The following is a 17,085-nucleotide window of genomic DNA, read 5'->3' on the forward strand; positions in this document are numbered from 1 at the left end:
CCTTTACTTTATTTAAGAATTTCTAAACATCAAACTTTCAGCAACATCGTATAGTATCTTTTTTCTACTATCATCTATATTGATTTGCTTAAGACATATTATAGCCTTTTCGTAATATTCGGTGATAAGCTCTTCCGATTTTTGTTTCAAATTCAGTCTGTCGTATATAGCTGTTACAGCTTTGATTTTTTCAGTTTCAACGAACTCTTTTTGGTCAAACCAGCTTATCAATTCCTTTTTTGCCGATTCGTCAGCTAGTGCATTTATAAGCAGGAATGTTTTTTTATTACATAAAATATCTCCGCCTATTCTTTTGCCAAAGCTTTCGGCATCTCCATATACATCCAGTAAATCGTCTTTCAATTGGAAAGCCAGACCGATATTTATACCGAAGTCGTATAGTAGATCGGCGTCGGCATCATTAGCTCCGCATATTATAGCCCCTTCTTTCAACGCGCAGCCTAATAAAACCGCCGTTTTCAATCTGATCATCTCTATATATTCGGGAATAGTTACATCCATTCGTTTCTCGAACTCCATGTCTAACTGCTGCCCGCAGCATATCTCGGTAGCAGTCACAGAAAACAAATCGAGTATCGGCAACAGATATTTTGGATTTACTTTAGCTATCTCTTTATAGGCCTCTATCAACATCGCGTCGCCCGATAAAACAGCCGTATTGTCATCCCATTTAATGTGAACGGTAGGTTTCCCTCTGCGTACATCTGCTCTGTCCATCAAATCGTCGTGCAAAAGAGTGAAATTGTGAAATACTTCTATACCTAAAGCAATAGGGATGGCCGGAGTTACATCTTCCTGATATAAGTTGCACGCCATGAGCGATAAGGCAGGGCGAACTCGTTTTCCTCCGAGCGATAAAATGTATGAAATAGGATCGAATAATGTTTTTGGTGTATAATGATTATACGATATTTTTTCTATTTCGATATTGACAATGTCGAGTATTTTATCAAAGCTATATAGAGGTTTCATTATTGGTCTTCAATTATTAAAGGATTATAAATCTAGGAAAATGCTAGATACATACAATCATATTAGAATGATTAGTATCTTAGCAAAGATAGTTTTTTGGTTATAAAAATCAAAATATAAGGGATGGAATAGCAAAATCTTATTATTTTTACATAGTTTTATCAAAAACGATAATTAATTTAATATAATGAAAAACAGATTCTTACTTGTTGTAGCCGCTTTGGTTACAATGCAGGCGTATAGCCAACAAACAAAACAGTCCAGTACACAACCCGAAAAAATGTCAGGTAATCCGATCGCCGAAGGATGGTATGCAGATCCTGAAGGTATAATCTTTGGTGATAAATATTGGGTATATCCGACTTACTCGGCTCCTTACGACCAACAAGTCTTTATGGATGCCTTTTCGTCTCCCGACCTTGTTAACTGGACAAAACATGAGCGTATAATTGATACTGCTGCCGTTAAATGGGTTAAGAGAGCTTTATGGGCACCTGCTATTGTAGAAAAAGATAAACGTTACTACCTCTTTTTTGGAGGTAATGATATTCAAAGCGATAATGAGTATGGTGGAATAGGTGTCGCTGTTTCGGATAAACCCGAAGGGCCGTTCAAAGATCACATAGGTAAACCCCTTATCGATAAGTTCTATAATGGAGCACAACCAATCGATCAATTTGTATTCAAAGATGTAGATGGAAGTTATTATATTTACTACGGTGGATGGAGACATTGTAATGTTGCAAAACTGAATGATGATTTCACTGCTATAGTGCCTATGGCTGACGGAACAATGTTTAAAGAAGTTACCCCCGACAAGTTTGTAGAAGGTGCATTTATGTTTATGCGCGGCGGAAAATATTACTTTATGTGGTCGGAAGGTGGATGGACAGGTCCTGATTACTCGGTAGGATATGCCATTGCCGATAGTCCTATGGGACCATTCAATCGCATAAATAAGATTCTGCAACAAGACCCCAAAATAGCTACAGGTGCAGGTCATCACTCGATTATTCACGAGCCAAAATCAGATAAATGGTACATCGTTTATCACCGTCGTCCATTGACCGAAACCGACGGAAATCATAGAGTAACATGTATCGACGAAATATTTTTCGACGATAATGGTCTGATAAAACCTGTTGTGATAACAAATGAAGGTGTAAAAGCGAATCCATTAAAATAAATAAATTTAGTATTAGCATTATGAAGAAGACATTTTTAGGCATGATAGCAGTAGCTTTGTTAGCTTTTAGCTGTACAGAGCCGGCAAAAGTAGGAAAGCTTACCGATTCGGGGCTTGATAAAACGAAATTTGAGACAGAGGTTAAGGGTAAAAAAACCGACCTTTATGTATTGAGAAATGCAGGCGGCATGGAAGTATGTATCACCAATTTTGGCGGTCGTATAGTATCTATTATGGTTCCCGACAAGGATGGTAATATGAAAGACGTTGCTCTGGGTTTTGATTCTATTCAGGATTATATCAATGTACCATCAGACTTTGGTGCGCTTATAGGTCGCTATGCGAACAGAATAGCAAATGGTAAATTCGAATTGGATGGTGTAGAGTATAATTTACCTAAAAACAATGGTAATCATACATTGCATGGTGGTCCTAACGGATTTCAATATGCAATATTCGATGCAAACTTATTGAATGACAAGGTTCTTGAACTTACTTATACATCGGTAGATGGAGAAGAAGGTTTTCCGGGTAACCTAACGTGTAAAGTAATTTATTCGTTGACAGATGAGAATGCTATTGATATTACATACGAAGCAACAACGGATGAAGCGACTGTGATTAACATGACTAATCATTCATATTTCAATCTGGATGGTGATGCAAACGTCAAGAATTCAGAATGGTTAGTATCTATCAATGCTGATAAATACACTCCGATCGATTCTACATTTGCTACTACTGGCGAAATATTAACAGTAGAAGGAACAGATATGGACCTTCGCACACCTGTTGTTATTGGTAGCAGAATAGACAATGTTGCATTCGAGCAATTGAAAAGCGGACGTGGTTTCGACCATAATTGGGTGCTGAATACAAACAACGATATATCGCAAGTAGCAGCTACATTAGAATCACCTAAAACAGGTATTGTACTTAGTGTTTATACAACAGAGCCGGGTATTCAACTATACACAGGTAACTTTCTTGATGGAACAGTAACCGGTAAAAAAGGCATTGTTTATCAACAAAGAACAGCAGTTTGCCTCGAAACTCAAAAATATCCGGATACTCCTAACAAGAAAGACTGGCCTACGGCTACGCTTCGTCCGGGAGAAAAATATACAAGCCATACTATCTTCAAATTTTCCGTGAAGAAATAATGTGAAATAGTATATCTCAAAAGTTAATAGAAAAGACTTGGTAACCTAATTACCAAGTCTTTTTTCTTTTATCTCCCCGATTTCTGCTATCAAAAGTTTATCTTTGCATACATTAATTATTAGAAGAAAATATTAAAAGATGGAGTTAGGTTTAATAGAATTCTCTCTTGTTTTGTTTCTGGGTGCCTGTCTTGCAGGTTTTCTGGGATCGCTCACCGGATTGGGGGGCGGAGTAGTTGTAATACCACTGCTAACGCTGGGTTTTGGTGTAGATATGCGCTATGCAATTGGTGCAGCTCTGGTAACATCCATCGCCAGCTCGTCGGGGGCGGCAGCGGCTTATATAAAAGAGGGGATAACCAATGTGCGCATTGGTATGTTTTTAGAAATAGCTACTACTACGGGTGCTGTTGGCGGTGCAATTGTAGCTATGTATCTCGATAAGATGTATATCGCTATAATATTTGGCTGTGTGCTTATCTTTTCGGCAATAAGATCCATTAGTAAAAAGGATGAAAATATAGATTATGCTGCACCCGGTGACAAACTAGGTGCGACGTTAAAATTGAATGGTTCGTATCCGACACGCGATGGGCAGGTTGTAAAATATAATGTTCACAATGTTGTTGGAGGCTATCTCTTGATGAGCCTTGCGGGCGTACTTTCAGGTTTGTTGGGCATCGGATCAGGAGCATTGAAGGTATTAGCAATGGATAGTACGATGAAAATACCGTTTAAAGTATCTACTACTACCAGTAATTTCATGGTCGGTGTAACAGCCGCTGCGAGTGCCGTAATATACTTGCAACGTGGATATATCGATCCCGGATTGGCTATGCCTATTGTGGTAGGTGTTCTTTTGGGAGCATTTTTCGGCTCGAAGATATTACCAAAGACGAATGTGAAAAAATTACGATTACTTTTTAGTGTCGTTATCTTCTTCCTTGCCCTTTCGATGATGTATAATGGTATAACCGGAAAACTGTAAGATATTATGAAACATTTATTTACAAAAGAATTCTGGGCCGAACGTGATGTGGAACTTTTTATTGGCAAACTACTTCGCTATGGTGTTATGCTATCTTGTGGTATAACATTAGTTGGGGGTATTATCTATTTCTTTCAACGAAATGGTGTACGTCCCGATTATTCGCCGATCCCCGATGATCAAACGTTTCCGGGTGTAGATCATTACTTGAGAGAACTATCTACCATTATACCGCGTGTGCTGGCTTTCGATGGTGCTGCCATTATTCAGTTTGGCGTGTGTGTACTGATAGCGACTCCTATTCTACGTGTAGCATTCTCTGTTATAGCTTTCCTTATGGAAAAAGATTATATGTATGTCGTGATAACACTGATAGTCTTATCTATCATTATAGCAAATATGGTTTTAGGGTTACACTGATTTTTACTGATTATGAAAAACATTACATTTATCATTGCTTTTTTATTTATTTCGAGTCTGGCTATTGCACAAAAGCCTATTGAAAAAGGTTTGGCAACAATCAACCGTCAAAGTGCTGAGGCTTATATCGGTTTCTTGGCCAGTGACGCTCTGCGAGGGCGTGAAGCAGGCAAATCGGGCGGCAAAGTAGCTGCTGAGTACATAAAAGCTACGTTGATGGATATGGGTATTCAACCATTTGAAGGGGAGTATTTTCAACCATTCGATGCCTACGCTCGCGAAAGACAGATACGTGGACGATTTCAGGTGAATCCCGATTCCATTGCTATCTATAAAAAACAATCGGCTTATCGTAAATTGTCGATGCAGAATGTACTTGGGTATATAGAAGGAAAAAATAAGAATGAATTTGTAATTGTTGGTGCGCATTTCGATCACATAGGTACCGATCGTACATTGGTAGGTGATAAAATATACAATGGGGCGGATGATAACGCTTCGGGAGTATCTGCTGTATTACAGATAGCTAAAGCTTTTCTGGCATCGAGAGTACAGCCTGAGCGCTCGATTATTTTTGCTTTTTGGGATGGTGAGGAAATAGGTTCGTTAGGCTCGCAGTATTTTTTACTTGCCAGACCAGATATTTCAGGAATTAAGGGGTATCTTAACTTTGATATGATAGGTAGAAATCAAAATGAATCTAAACCGAATCATGTTGTTTACTTTTATACTGAGGCAAATTCGGTTTTCGGAGATTGGTTGAAAAACGATATAGTAAAATATAAATTGACTTTAGAACCCGATTATCGTCCATGGGATAAGCCAGTGGGAGGTAGCGACAACAGTTCTTTTGCAAAGAAAAATATTCCTATTATCTGGTATCATACGGACGGTCACCCCGATTATCATCAACCGACTGACCATGCAGATAAATTGAATTGGGATAAAGTCGTAAATATAACGAAGGCATCATATCTCAACATGTGGAATCTGGCTAATGAGAAAAGCTTCTGAATAAAATAGAATAATAATAACAGTCGTGCTGAAAAGTGCGGCTGTTTTAATTTAATATGAGTTTAAGATAAAGAACAAACAATATAATCTTTTGTCATCCCGAAACGTAGTGAGGGATCTTGATTACAATCTGTTATCGTATACAGATCCCTCCTTTCGGTTCGGGATGACAGAGTGGACGAGTAAGATAGATCTGTAAAAAGTGAAATGATGCTGACCTTAATTTACATTAGTTTAAGGCATAAAGATTACCTGGTAGGTTTTTAATCAGTCCTTTCATTTCAAGATCGAGTAATGTTGAAAATAATTGATAGATAGGAACGCACGATTCGGAAGCCAATTGATCTACATGCAGGCTATCGTTGGTTGACAGAGCATCTACTACCTTTTGTTCTTCTTCATTCAGATTGATAAATAATTCTTTCTGCTTAGGAGTTTTCTTCGTTTTTTCCGAATTGTCATCCCAACCCATTTGTTGAATAAAATAGTTGAAAGATTGGAATAGATCGGCTTTATGGTCTGCTATCAGCTTATTACATCCACTCGACTTAAGATCATTTATTCTTCCCGGTAGAGCAAATACATCTTTACAATATGAATTTGCAATTTCTGCAGTAATAAGCGAGCCTCCTTTTGTATTCGATTCTACTACAATCACAGCATCGGCCATTCCTGCAACAATACGATTTCGCCTAACAAAATTGAATTTATCGGGTTCAGTTTTACTCGGGAATTCTGTTAGTAGCCCTCCGTGTTCGACCATTTCAACTGCTGTCTGCCGATGTGCCGAAGGGTATATTCTATCCAGTCCGTGAGCAAGTACACCAATGGTCGGTAGGTTATGTTTCAGTGCCGAACGGTGTGCATTAATGTCAATACCATAGGCTAATCCGCTTATGATAAGGGTATCGGGTAGGGTAGATGCTAGCTCTTCTAAAAAAGTGTCGCAAAAATTATTACCATAATTACTGGAATTGCGGGTACCTACTATACTGACAATCTTATCAACATTAAAATTGGTATCACCTTTGAAATATAAGAGAACAGGAGCATCTATACATTCGCGTAATCGATGAGGATAGTCTTTATCGTTGATAAAGTATGTCTTTATATTATTCTTTTCTACAAATAAGAGTTCTTGTTCGGCTTTTCTCAATACTTCGGGGTTGAGTATTTCGTCAATGGTTTTAGATGCGATACCTTTAATACCAAGTAGCGATTTCCTGCTCGATCTGAATATAGCCTCTTCGTTTCCGACAGCTTTTAGGATATTGCGTGCAGTGATATCGCCAACACCGTTTATTTGTGTAAGGGCTATCTGGTATAAAAGTTTATCGGAAACAGCACCCATTTATAACCCGATAGATTGATTGTCTATTATCATTCCATCACGCATGTGAACGGTACGATCTGTAATAGATGCCAAATGCTCATCGTGAGTAACGATTACGAATGTTTGCCCTAAGGTATCTCTTAATTTAAAAAAGAGTTGATGTAAGTCCTCCTTATTCTCTGTATCCAAACTTCCCGACGGTTCATCGGCAAGAATTACAGCAGGATTGTTTATAAGAGAACGGGCAACAGCAACACGCTGTTTCTCTCCACCCGATAGCTCGTTTGGTTTATGGGTCACCCTATCCGAAAGACCAAGCATATCCAATAGTTCTTTTGCTTTAGCTTTTGCTTGCGATTCTTTTACATTACCTATCAAGGCAGGAATCATTACATTCTCCAGTGCTGTAAATTCGGGTAGTAATTGATGAAATTGAAAAACAAAACCTATATTTTGGTTGCGGAAATCCGACAGTCTTGAATCATTTAGTTTACTTAGATTAACACCGTTGATAGTAACAGAACCGCTATCGGCTTTGTCTAGTGTACCAATGATCTGAAGTAAGGTTGTCTTACCTGCACCACTAGCTCCTACGATAGATATAATCTCTCCTTGTTTTACCGAAAGGTTTATCCCTTTCAGTACTTGCAGCGTGCCGAAGCTCTTTGTTATTCCGTTTACTTCAATCATTTTTTATAGAGTTTACATATAGTTACAAAAGTAGGAAAAATATTGTATAATTTTGCAGCTTCTTAATTATGTCTATATTGAAGATATTTGAATGATAATAGTATGAAGAAAAATAAGAAGCCGAAGCGGAGAGTTCTTAAGTGGATAAGGAATCTGATTATATTCCTGTTCCTTTTTAGCATATTTCAGGTCGTTTTATTTAAGTATGTGCCGGTGTATTATACACCATTGATGGTTGCTAACAATGTACAACAACTTTTTGATGGGGAGAAGATAGTTTACCATCATACGTGGGTTCCACTGAATGAAATATCTAAATCGCTTCCATTAGCTGTTGTAGCATCCGAAGACAATTTATACTTGGATCACTCGGGCTTCGATTTCAAGCAGATACAAGTGGCAATGGATGAAGCCGAAAAAGGGAAACGCCAGCGAGGAGCAAGTACTATTAGCCAGCAAACAGCTAAGAATGTATTTCTATGGCAGGGGAAATCATTTATACGAAAAGGTTTTGAGGTTTATTATACTTTTCTTATCGAAAATATATGGGGTAAAGAACGTATCATGGAGGTGTATCTCAATTCAATAGAAATGGGCGAGAATATTTATGGTGCCGAAGCTGTTGCCCGGAAGCATTTTAATAAATCGGCTAAAAAATTGACGGCAGGCGAGTGTGCCTTGATTGCCGCGACATTGCCCAATCCGAAGAAATTTAATTCAGCTAAACCATCTGCCTATATCTTAAAGCGTCAGGCTAAAATACTCGATTTGATGACAAAAGTAAAACCTGTCGATTTTGAGGTGAAAGAGGATACGAAGAAGAAGTAATTCACTAACTTTACTAACCTTTACTAACTTAAACTTTGTCGGCTATGGAAGAAAAAAATGAAGAAAAACGATTACTATTTATTATCAGGGGACTGATCGTACTGTATATCTTTTCGCTAGTTATATGGGGTGTAACTGCATTTCCGTTAGAAAGTGAGTTGGCTATTCTTTGCAATATCTTAGGCATATCGCAAGGTGTTTCACCCGAAAATTATGAGGGTTTACATTATTGGATTGCAACGGTAAATGAGGGGTTGGTTAATACCAATCGTAATTATTTTTTCTTAGCCTATGGTACAGACTGGCTTGCTTTTTCTCATTTGGTTATTGCTGTAGCTTTTATCGGGCTTTACGTAAAACCTGTTCGCAATATATGGATTGTTTATTTCGGGATGATAGCTTGTTTGGGCGTTATACCTTTAGCTTTGATATGTGGAGCTATAAGAGGTATTCCTTTTTACTGGCGATTGATAGATTGTTCTTTCGGCGTATTTGGTGCTATTCCTCTATATTTTCTTCATGTGTATATTAAGAAGCTGGAGAAGTTGATAGGATATGTACCTAGTAAATACTGATCGGGTATTTTTTTGTTGCTTAAGTAAGTGTCGAGTGGTATAGTATGTTTATCGGTACTCGAATATGGAATACTATGCTTACTGACCGTAAAGAAAAACCGGATTCAAGTCATCTGCTTAAATCCGGTCATACCCAGTGTTTCACTCATATAAAAACACAAACAGCTTTAAAAGTAATGAATGTGTATCTCCACTACTATCTAAACCGCTATTCAATATATCCTTCTTTTTTCAACTTGCCTAATGATTCCATTAACATGCATCCGCTTAGTTGTGTACGCAGTGCAGTTGTTCCATTAGGGAGTTCCCACCATTTGTAACCATATAAAACTACAGGGCTTTTTGTTGTTGCTTTTGTCCATAAAGACTCTCCACTCCTTTTCAGGAAGCCGATATATCTCTTTCTGGTACTTTCCGGTAAGTCTTTATGCATGATTAGTTCAGTGAAATAGCGAATAAAGATACCTTTAAATAAGTTTACATCGTGATCTTGTTGTTCAGCCCAATCTGATAAAACTGAATTCGTGGAGTTTATCAATGTAGATGTTGTCCAATCGGCTGTCTTAATCGCGTCATTCAAATAAACTTTGTTTCCGGTAATATTATAGTATTCTAAAGCAGCGCCAATGTAAGTCCCTGCATTGTAAGTCCAATCGCCATTTTTGTCATCAATATTTTCAAAAACTCTCCCCGATTGTATAACAACCCTGTTCTCTTTCATCCAGTCATAGATTCTGCCAAGCCATACTAAATTATCAGCGCCATTGACTACTTCGTTCGGATATTTCTGATAACGACGAGCTGCTATGATAGCAGCAGGTCCATTAGATGGAATACCTTTGCTTTTTCCGGCATCATTATCTTCATGATTCCACGGAATGCCACCACCATCATAGTCGTTCCAACCAACGATAATATCTTCCCATAGCTGTTTAGCAGATGCTTCGTAACGGGCATCGTTTGTTGCTTCGAACGCTCTTAGATGAGCCATGCCATGCCAACCCATATCATCATAATAGTTATTCCAGAATTTACCGCCATTTTTTGCTTTTACTCCTTCGTAAAATTCATAAATACGTTGTTTGTAAATCTCGTTTCCGGTCCTTTCATAAGCATCTACAAGCACATCCAGACCATGAGCTTCGGGCCAGTAATCATATTGTCCGATGTTCCCAAAGTTATCGTTGTTGAAATGGTGTTTGGTTGAGTTCCAATAAACACTCACAAAGCTCGAACTGCTACTGTCTGCTGCTGCCTCCCAATTAATGGCATAGGTTGGGTTTGTCTCAATGTATTCATCTTCAAAGTTGTCACAAGAAACTGCAAATAGAGCTATAAAGGGTATTAATAATAATTTATTCATTTCGTGTTATTTTTGATTAAACATATTAACAATAAGGATAATATATGATTACCCTTATTGTCAAATATTTGATTTTATTAATTAACCTTTTCCACTGTATGTGTATATTCATTATCAGCTTGGAAGTAAACTTTTATTTTAGCTGTTGCCATATCTATATCACTCATAAATTTCCACTTATCATCCCATTGGTTAACGCTTACCTCTTTTATCAAGAAATATGCTTTCTCATCAGCAGATCCCGGTGCTGAATCGGTACCATTTTTTGTACCCCACTGTGTTGTTTGACTTTGGCCGCTTGAATTGACTATTTCCATTTGGAATTTGTAACGTTGGTCTCTACCCCAACTTTCTTGTTTGAATTCCACAAAACCTTGACCTTCAAAAATTCCGTTTCCTTTATAGTCGAGATCAAATAACAATGAATTAGTCGGACAGAAAAATAAGCTTAGTTTTTTTATCTCTGTTATTGAATAGACTCCTGTACTAAAATCGAGATTAATTCTGTATACACCATCATTTTTCACCGTAGCTCCATCAGTATTTTCTTTGAACGTCTTTCCTGTTGCTTCTGCTGAAAAGGTTCTTCTGGCTTCGTTTTTAGAATCTACGAAATAGTATTTTTTCCCTGCAAGTAGTTTGGTGAAAATCTCAAATTCATTACCACCTTCTAGTCCTTTTACTGTTAACGCCTTAGATATATCACCCCCATTTTCAGTACCTTCACCTGTTAAGAAAAGTGCGTCCGGAGCATCAATACCTGCTATTCGAGTAAGATTAATTATACGGCTTTCTGCTGCTGCTTTAGTTTGGGTTAGACCTCTTGAAGACATTACAGTCCATTTAATAGAACCTTCCTCTGCTGATGCTATTCCTGCCAGACCTGCAATTTTATTCAGGACTTTATGTGTAATACTAGCACCTGTGCTAATTCCTTTATTGTCGGCAGTTACAACAAATAGAGGATTCGAAAAATCGCCGTCTACTTTATCGAACAATACATCATAATACACTAGCCCGTTGTCTTCAGCAGTGGCTTTTTCCCACTCGAAGTATAAACTTGCTGTGGCAGAACTTTGTAATATTACATTTCTATTGTTATCCGGTGAGTAAAAAGTCACAACCGGTGTTACTTTAACTTCCTTGAACTCGTTGTCATCACTACATCTTGTAAAAGAGATAAGAGTGAGTAAAGAAACAGTTATCAATAATATTTTATTTCTCATTTTATTTATATTTATTGGTAAACGAATAATGTTCTAATCCTATTATGTAATTAATATCCAGGATTTTGAGTTAGGTTTTTATTTAGAATAATTTCTTTTCTCGGTATTGCCCATAGATAATCACGGTCTTTACTGAAATTTCCTCCGGCATACTGAATGTATTGATAACTTCCACTACTCTTATCAAATTTAGCACCACGGAAAGGTTCTCTCAATACAACCTCGGCTGTTCTCCAACGGCGAAGGTCGAATATGCGTAATCCTTCGAGAGCTAGCTCACAGCGACGTTCGTTGCGGATAACATCGCGCAAAGTACCTTTGTCGGTACTAGGCATATTCATTGCTTTAGGTACATCATTAAATTTAGCTCTTTGTCTTAGCAATTTTATTGTTTGATTCCATACTGTATTATCCATTTGACCTAATTCGTTTTTAGCCTCGGCATACATTAGAAGTACATCAGCGAAACGGATCAAAGGAAGATTCAAGTTCGAATCCCAGCCTCCGCCTTTGTAAGCTGTCGGCGAAGGATCACAGAACTTACGGTAATAATAACCTGTAGCTGTCTGTGCTGTACCTGCACCGGTAAATTTGTCTGATTTTTTACCATCGGGAACAGTTCCGTCAGGATGAGTAACAATCGTGTATTCGTTGCCACTTCTATCTATCCATTTCGAACCATCGTATGCAATGGTAGCTCCCATCCTTGTATCACGGTTAGCATAATCAGGATCACTTGTTGTCCATTTCTCACCATTCAGCATCAAATAGCTGTCCACTAAACCTTGTGTCGGTGCCGCAGAGCAAAGGCGAGCATCAGCCGACATTGGAGCGAAATCAACCAGATTACTCCATAGTCTCAATTCGGGTACAAATTGATAATCCAGAATTATTTCTTCATTATACTCATTGGCTACCCAGAATAGCTTCTCATAATCAGGAAATAAAGAATAGCTCCCGTATTTTGTCGAATTTACCAGCTTATCAGTATATTCCGCCACTTTTGCATAATTATTTTCATATAAGTAAGCACGTGCATTCAGGGCAATTGCAGCACCAGCCGTAACTCGTCCTCTGTCCTTATCTGCATATTCTTCGCGGGTTGATAAAATCTCTGCTATATCTTCTAATTCCTGATGTACCCATGCCTGTATCTCACTTTGAGGCTTACGAGGAACAGTTTTACCTTGTTCGAGTGATATATCTTCTGTGAAATGAGGAACATCCCCATACCAGGTAGTTAGTTGGAAATATAGATAAGCACGAATGAAACGAATCTCTGCTATTCTATTTTGCTTCACTTCCTCATCTATGTCAGTTATGCGATCGATATTGGCTAAGAAAGTATGGCAAGTCTTGATTCCTCCATAATAATCTTCCCATTGTTTCGCAAAACGTCCAGTAGAGGCATCGGCAATTCCTGTAGAAATACTCTTTTCGTCGGTGGTTCCATAACCATTATAGACATTGTCACTCAATATTTCATCATTAAATATATATTTGCTGTCAAACATCTGGCGATATCCCATTGCCACCACAGAGTTGGCTTTATCTTCAGATGTCCAATATGTTGCGTCCGTGAATTTATCGGTAGGTTCAACATCCAAATCAATGCATCCGGTGAGTAGCAGGCTCGCCGAAAGAATGATTGGTGCACCATATTTTATAAATTTCATTTTCATGTTGTTTTATTTATTTGTTTTCTACTTAAAACTCAATGTCTATACCACCACCATAGTATTTCAAAAATGGATAGTTACGTCCACTATTTGCTCCCTTACTATCCATATTTGATCCAAATTCAGACGATTCCGGATCTATCCAGGAGTTTTTGGTGAAAGTCAGAAGATTTTGTCCATTAACATAGAAACGAGCTTTGCCAATGCCGATCTTCTTAGTCCATTCTTTAGGTAGGGTGTAACCGAGTTGAATGTTTTTCAGACGTACATAAGCAGCATTTTGCAGTTGGAAATCAGATCCTTTTCCATAGTTGTTCGTAGTGGAAGATGTAGAAGGAGCTGTAAGACGAGGCCAACGCGCATCTGTATTAGCAGGAGTCCAATAGTCTAGTTGATGTTCGAACATGAGAAATGCATACGAACCGTGGAATGGCTCGAAGAGCTCACCACGTACAGCCATATCGCGTTTACCTACACCTTGCCATAGCATGTTGAAATCAAGGCCTTTCCAGCTAACATCGTAATTGAAACCGAAAGTATATCTAGGGAACGCATTTCCTAATACAAAACGGTCTTGGTCGTCAATTATGCCATCGCCGTTGCGGTCTACATACTTGATATCTCCCGGTTGAGCCAACACTCCGACAGGAAGTGCCGAATTTTTGATTTCTTCTTCGTTCTGGAATAATCCATCGGTTTTATATCCATAATACGAATATAGTGGTAGTCCGACACGGATGATACGTTCTATTTCGTCCGATTTATCAATCTGTTGGTAACCTTCAAACTTGGTTATTTCATTCCACGAATCTCCTATATTGAAGCCGAATGCATGATTAAATCCACTATGACTGAGGTAATAGTTGAGGGTTACTTCCCATCCTTGGTTTTTCATTTCTCCACGGTTTGCCTTAGGTACGGCACCACCTACAACCATAGGTGTTTGGGGAGTTAATAAAATATCTCTTGTTGTTTTGTGGAAGTAATCGACCGAAGCCGTTAATGAATTGTTCAAGAAGGTGAAATCTGCTCCAATATTGAATGAAGCCGTTGTCTCCCATTTCAAATCGGGGTTGCCAAAGGTATATCCAGTTCCGGGTGTTGCTGTGTTATTAAAACCGTATTGATTTTGATAGATAACATAAGTGGTAAAGGTCTGATAATCGTCGATATCTTGATTACCAAGTTCTCCGTATGAACCGCGAATTTTGAAATCACCTATGTTTTCTTTCCAATAATTAAGGAAACTTTCTTCGGAAGCTCTCCATCCTAATGACATAGAAGGGAAGAATCCCCATCTGTTGCTTTTAGTGAATTTAGAAGAACCATCGTAACGGAAACTTGCTTCAGCATAATATTTCTCGTTGTAATTATAGCCTGCACGTCCGAACCAAGAATAAATACTTCTCTCGGTAGTACCTCCTACAGTGTTGTAGCTACTTGGGTCGATAATTGTACCTTCGATAGGAATACCTAATACCGGATCTACATATTGTTTCTTAATTTCGTTTCTCTGCTGTCTGTATGATTCATTTGAGAAACCTGCCAGAGCTGTTATGTTATGGACTTTACCAAAAGTACGGTTGTAATCAAGCATTGCTTGGAGATTCAATACAGTAGATTTTCCGTTATAATCCTCTATGTGATAGTCTTTAGAACTGTTTGCATTCACAGGCGTATCACCTCCGTCAAGACCGTATATAGGCCAGTAGAAACGTCTGATAAGGCGATGTTCGGGACGAAGTTCGAAGCCGACTAATCCTTTAGCCCTCAATCCGTTTATTATTTCGAATTCGCCATTTAAACTTCCTTGGAAATGGTCGTTGTCTGTTTTAATATATCCACCATGTTCTAATTCGGCCAACGGGTTACCTCCTGTCAATACATCGTTGTTGTAATAGCGCCCATTCTCATCTTTTAGTATATAATTATTATAGACAGGAAGACGGGAGCTGTTTGCTATCAAGAAACCGGTATCTCCTTGAAATGATTTTCCTTCGGATCTGTCGTATGCCATTATCGATGTAATTTTTAGACGTCCGATGTTTGTTGTCAGGTTTGTACGTAAGTTGTAACGCTTGATCCCATAGTCGGGACCTTTAAAGTTACTGTCCTGATTAAAATAGCCGAGGGAAACCATATAGGTAGTGTTCTCCGATCCTCCTTGTACACTCATATTATAGGTTTGTTGCAATGCATTTTTAAGAATCCCTTTAAGGAAATATTCACTATCGCCACCTTCTGCAAATTGGCGAATTTCTTCAGATGAATATATCGGATTCTGTCCGGTGTTTACGTAAGCATCATTGCGTAATAGAGCATTTTGATAACCTTTTACGGGAGTAGCTAAAACATTTGGATTCTGACTACCAAGCATAGCGCTAAAACTAACAATGGGTTTCATATTTAATCTACCTTTCTTAGTTGTAATCAATATAACACCGTTTGCCGAGCGCGATCCGTAAATTGCAGCACTACCTGCATCCTTCAATATAGACACATTTTCTATATCGTTCGGGTTCAATTCGTTCATATTATTTATGTCGGAAGCGATTAATCCATCTATAACAATTAAAGGGTTATTATTACCTAAAGTACTAATACCACGAAGGTTGATATTCATGCTATTATCGTTCGGATTCATGCTTCTTTGTTGAATAACAAGATTGGCCGCAGTTCCTTGCAGGGCTTGAGATAGATTCGCCACCGGACGGTTCTCTATAAGTTTTGCTTTTACCTGATCTACAGCTCCGATAACGCTTCTGCGGGTGGTTGTACCGTAACCGATAACAACCACTTCGTCGAGAATTTTAGAGTCTTCTGATAAGACTATGTTGTATTCTCTTCGGCCGTCCACTCTTTCATCTTTTGTTGTGAAACCGACGTAAGAGAATTGTAATGTGCTGGCAGGTGGGCAAGATAGCGTGAATTTACCATCTACATCTGTGACCGTTCCCTGAGCAGTACCTTTAACAAGAACATTTACCCCAATTAATGTTTCTCCCGATTCATCTTTTACAGTACCCGATACGGTTACATTTTGGGCATAAATACTTGTAGTTGCTATACAAAAAATCAATAGACAGGTCAGCCTGTATATTTGATCTTTGTGTTTATAGAATAAATGTTTTATTGTATGCATATTCATATTTTTAATTAAGATTTGGTTAATTTAATCGTCTTTCTTTTAGTGATTTGAGACTGAATTGATTCAGATCCTTTTTTTCATGATTTTTTGTTTTTATGATTAGTTGGTATATTATTTTAGTAATCTGATCATTATATATGTGTATGTACGATTTCTACTCGCAATACTTTGCAAGTAGAAATAATATATTTTATTTTTATGATAAATGATTTGAAACTCTTGTTTTCGAATAAAGAGTTCGACTTCTCTTTGTTCTTTATAGGCGCTTTCCGAGGTGAAAACAGGATGTGATAAAACAGAAAAAGTCCAAACAATTCCTGCATGAAAATTATTCGGATCTTATATATGTTAGATAGAAAATTTGACTGGTTGTTTGTGTGCTTTAATTTTTGTATATTAAGCTCTCTCTCTCTCTCTCTCTCTCTCTCTCTCTCTCTCTCTCTCTCTCTCTCTCTAATAAAACAAACATAACTACCAAA

General features: G+C 38.0%; 14 protein-coding genes. 7 read left to right on the forward strand and 7 right to left on the reverse strand.

All coding sequences use genetic code 11. The features are described from left to right. Positions 1-12: 12 nt before the first annotated feature. The gene (locus G7Y56_RS05840) at positions 13-993 is read right to left on the reverse strand and encodes a polyprenyl synthetase family protein (RefSeq protein WP_165041863.1); all 981 of its coding nucleotides are present in this window, start codon (positions 991-993) and stop codon (positions 13-15) included. Between the two features lie 229 nt (positions 994-1,222). Between G7Y56_RS05840 and G7Y56_RS05845 the strand changes: the two genes are divergently transcribed. The 5 genes from G7Y56_RS05845 (at position 1,223) to G7Y56_RS05865 (ending at position 5,764) form a co-directional block, all read left to right on the forward strand. Then, positions 1,223-2,179 carry a glycoside hydrolase family 43 protein gene (locus tag G7Y56_RS05845; RefSeq protein ID WP_370457673.1) on the forward strand — a complete coding sequence of 319 codons (957 nt, stop codon included), beginning with the start codon at positions 1,223-1,225 and terminating at the stop codon, positions 2,177-2,179. Between the two features lie 20 nt (positions 2,180-2,199). After that, positions 2,200-3,342 carry an aldose epimerase family protein gene (locus tag G7Y56_RS05850; RefSeq protein ID WP_165041867.1) on the forward strand — a complete coding sequence of 381 codons (1,143 nt, stop codon included), beginning with the start codon at positions 2,200-2,202 and terminating at the stop codon, positions 3,340-3,342. Between the two features lie 139 nt (positions 3,343-3,481). Then, positions 3,482-4,330, forward strand: coding sequence for a sulfite exporter TauE/SafE family protein (locus tag G7Y56_RS05855; RefSeq protein WP_165041869.1), 849 nt, complete (start codon positions 3,482-3,484; stop codon positions 4,328-4,330). A gap of 6 nt (positions 4,331-4,336) precedes the next feature. Next, positions 4,337-4,750, forward strand: a complete 414-nt coding sequence (locus G7Y56_RS05860; RefSeq protein WP_165041871.1) for a DUF1634 domain-containing protein — start codon at positions 4,337-4,339, stop codon at positions 4,748-4,750. A 12-nt stretch (positions 4,751-4,762) separates the two neighbouring features. Further along, positions 4,763-5,764 (forward strand): M20/M25/M40 family metallo-hydrolase, encoded by a 1,002-nt coding sequence (locus G7Y56_RS05865; RefSeq protein ID WP_165041873.1) that lies wholly within the window; start codon positions 4,763-4,765, stop codon positions 5,762-5,764. 229 nt (positions 5,765-5,993) lie between these two features. Here the strand turns inward: G7Y56_RS05865 and dprA are convergent, their stop codons facing one another. Both dprA and G7Y56_RS05875 read right to left on the reverse strand, forming a co-directional pair. Then, positions 5,994-7,115: a DNA-processing protein DprA gene (gene dprA / locus G7Y56_RS05870; RefSeq protein WP_165041875.1), complete on the reverse strand. Its 1,122-nt coding sequence runs from the start codon at positions 7,113-7,115 to the stop codon at positions 5,994-5,996. Continuing rightward, the gene (locus G7Y56_RS05875; RefSeq protein WP_165041877.1) at positions 7,116-7,787 is read right to left on the reverse strand and encodes an ABC transporter ATP-binding protein; all 672 of its coding nucleotides are present in this window, start codon (positions 7,785-7,787) and stop codon (positions 7,116-7,118) included. Between the two features lie 102 nt (positions 7,788-7,889). On the opposite strand from G7Y56_RS05875, the gene mtgA reads away from it, so the two are divergent. Then, the gene (mtgA, locus tag G7Y56_RS05880) at positions 7,890-8,615 is read left to right on the forward strand and encodes a monofunctional biosynthetic peptidoglycan transglycosylase (RefSeq protein ID WP_165022645.1); all 726 of its coding nucleotides are present in this window, start codon (positions 7,890-7,892) and stop codon (positions 8,613-8,615) included. A gap of 44 nt (positions 8,616-8,659) precedes the next feature. After that, positions 8,660-9,190: a hypothetical protein gene (locus tag G7Y56_RS05885; protein WP_165041879.1), complete on the forward strand. Its 531-nt coding sequence runs from the start codon at positions 8,660-8,662 to the stop codon at positions 9,188-9,190. Positions 9,191-9,398: 208 nt separating this feature from the next. On the opposite strand, the gene G7Y56_RS05890 is transcribed toward G7Y56_RS05885, so the two are convergent. The 4 genes from G7Y56_RS05890 to G7Y56_RS05905 form a co-directional block, all read right to left on the reverse strand. After that, complete coding sequence (locus G7Y56_RS05890; RefSeq protein ID WP_165041881.1) at positions 9,399-10,553, reverse strand: glycoside hydrolase family 76 protein; 1,155 nt, start codon at positions 10,551-10,553, stop codon at positions 9,399-9,401. 77 nt (positions 10,554-10,630) lie between these two features. After that, positions 10,631-11,779 carry a SusE domain-containing protein gene (locus G7Y56_RS05895; RefSeq protein ID WP_165041883.1) on the reverse strand — a complete coding sequence of 383 codons (1,149 nt, stop codon included), beginning with the start codon at positions 11,777-11,779 and terminating at the stop codon, positions 10,631-10,633. A 50-nt stretch (positions 11,780-11,829) separates the two neighbouring features. Then, entirely contained in the window at positions 11,830-13,455 is a 1,626-nt protein-coding gene (locus G7Y56_RS05900; protein WP_221412540.1) for a RagB/SusD family nutrient uptake outer membrane protein, read from the reverse strand. Between the two features lie 31 nt (positions 13,456-13,486). After that, on the reverse strand, positions 13,487-16,600 hold the full coding sequence (locus G7Y56_RS05905) for a TonB-dependent receptor (protein WP_221412541.1): 3,114 nt from the start codon (positions 16,598-16,600) through the stop codon (positions 13,487-13,489). Positions 16,601-17,085: the final 485 nt, after the last annotated feature.

The organism is Dysgonomonas sp. ZJ709 (assembly GCF_011039195.1).
In the GTDB taxonomy this organism is placed as follows: Bacteria; Bacteroidota; Bacteroidia; order Bacteroidales; family Dysgonomonadaceae; genus Dysgonomonas.

Excerpts from the sequence above, each read along its gene's own strand:
- G7Y56_RS05840 (WP_165041863.1), bottom strand. The coding sequence starts at position 993 with ATGAAACCTCTATATAGCTTTGATAAAATACTCGACATTGTCAATATC.
- G7Y56_RS05845 (WP_370457673.1), top strand. The coding sequence starts at position 1,223 with ATGCAGGCGTATAGCCAACAAACAAAACAGTCCAGTACACAACCCGAA.
- G7Y56_RS05850 (WP_165041867.1), top strand. The coding sequence starts at position 2,200 with ATGAAGAAGACATTTTTAGGCATGATAGCAGTAGCTTTGTTAGCTTTT.
- G7Y56_RS05855 (WP_165041869.1), top strand. The coding sequence starts at position 3,482 with ATGGAGTTAGGTTTAATAGAATTCTCTCTTGTTTTGTTTCTGGGTGCC.
- G7Y56_RS05860 (WP_165041871.1), top strand. The coding sequence starts at position 4,337 with ATGAAACATTTATTTACAAAAGAATTCTGGGCCGAACGTGATGTGGAA.
- G7Y56_RS05865 (WP_165041873.1), top strand. The coding sequence starts at position 4,763 with ATGAAAAACATTACATTTATCATTGCTTTTTTATTTATTTCGAGTCTG.
- dprA (WP_165041875.1), bottom strand. The coding sequence starts at position 7,115 with ATGGGTGCTGTTTCCGATAAACTTTTATACCAGATAGCCCTTACACAA.
- G7Y56_RS05875 (WP_165041877.1), bottom strand. The coding sequence starts at position 7,787 with ATGATTGAAGTAAACGGAATAACAAAGAGCTTCGGCACGCTGCAAGTA.
- mtgA (WP_165022645.1), top strand. The coding sequence starts at position 7,890 with ATGAAGAAAAATAAGAAGCCGAAGCGGAGAGTTCTTAAGTGGATAAGG.
- G7Y56_RS05885 (WP_165041879.1), top strand. The coding sequence starts at position 8,660 with ATGGAAGAAAAAAATGAAGAAAAACGATTACTATTTATTATCAGGGGA.
- G7Y56_RS05890 (WP_165041881.1), bottom strand. The coding sequence starts at position 10,553 with ATGAATAAATTATTATTAATACCCTTTATAGCTCTATTTGCAGTTTCT.
- G7Y56_RS05895 (WP_165041883.1), bottom strand. The coding sequence starts at position 11,779 with ATGAGAAATAAAATATTATTGATAACTGTTTCTTTACTCACTCTTATC.
- G7Y56_RS05900 (WP_221412540.1), bottom strand. The coding sequence starts at position 13,455 with ATGAAATTTATAAAATATGGTGCACCAATCATTCTTTCGGCGAGCCTG.
- G7Y56_RS05905 (WP_221412541.1), bottom strand. The coding sequence starts at position 16,600 with ATGCATACAATAAAACATTTATTCTATAAACACAAAGATCAAATATAC.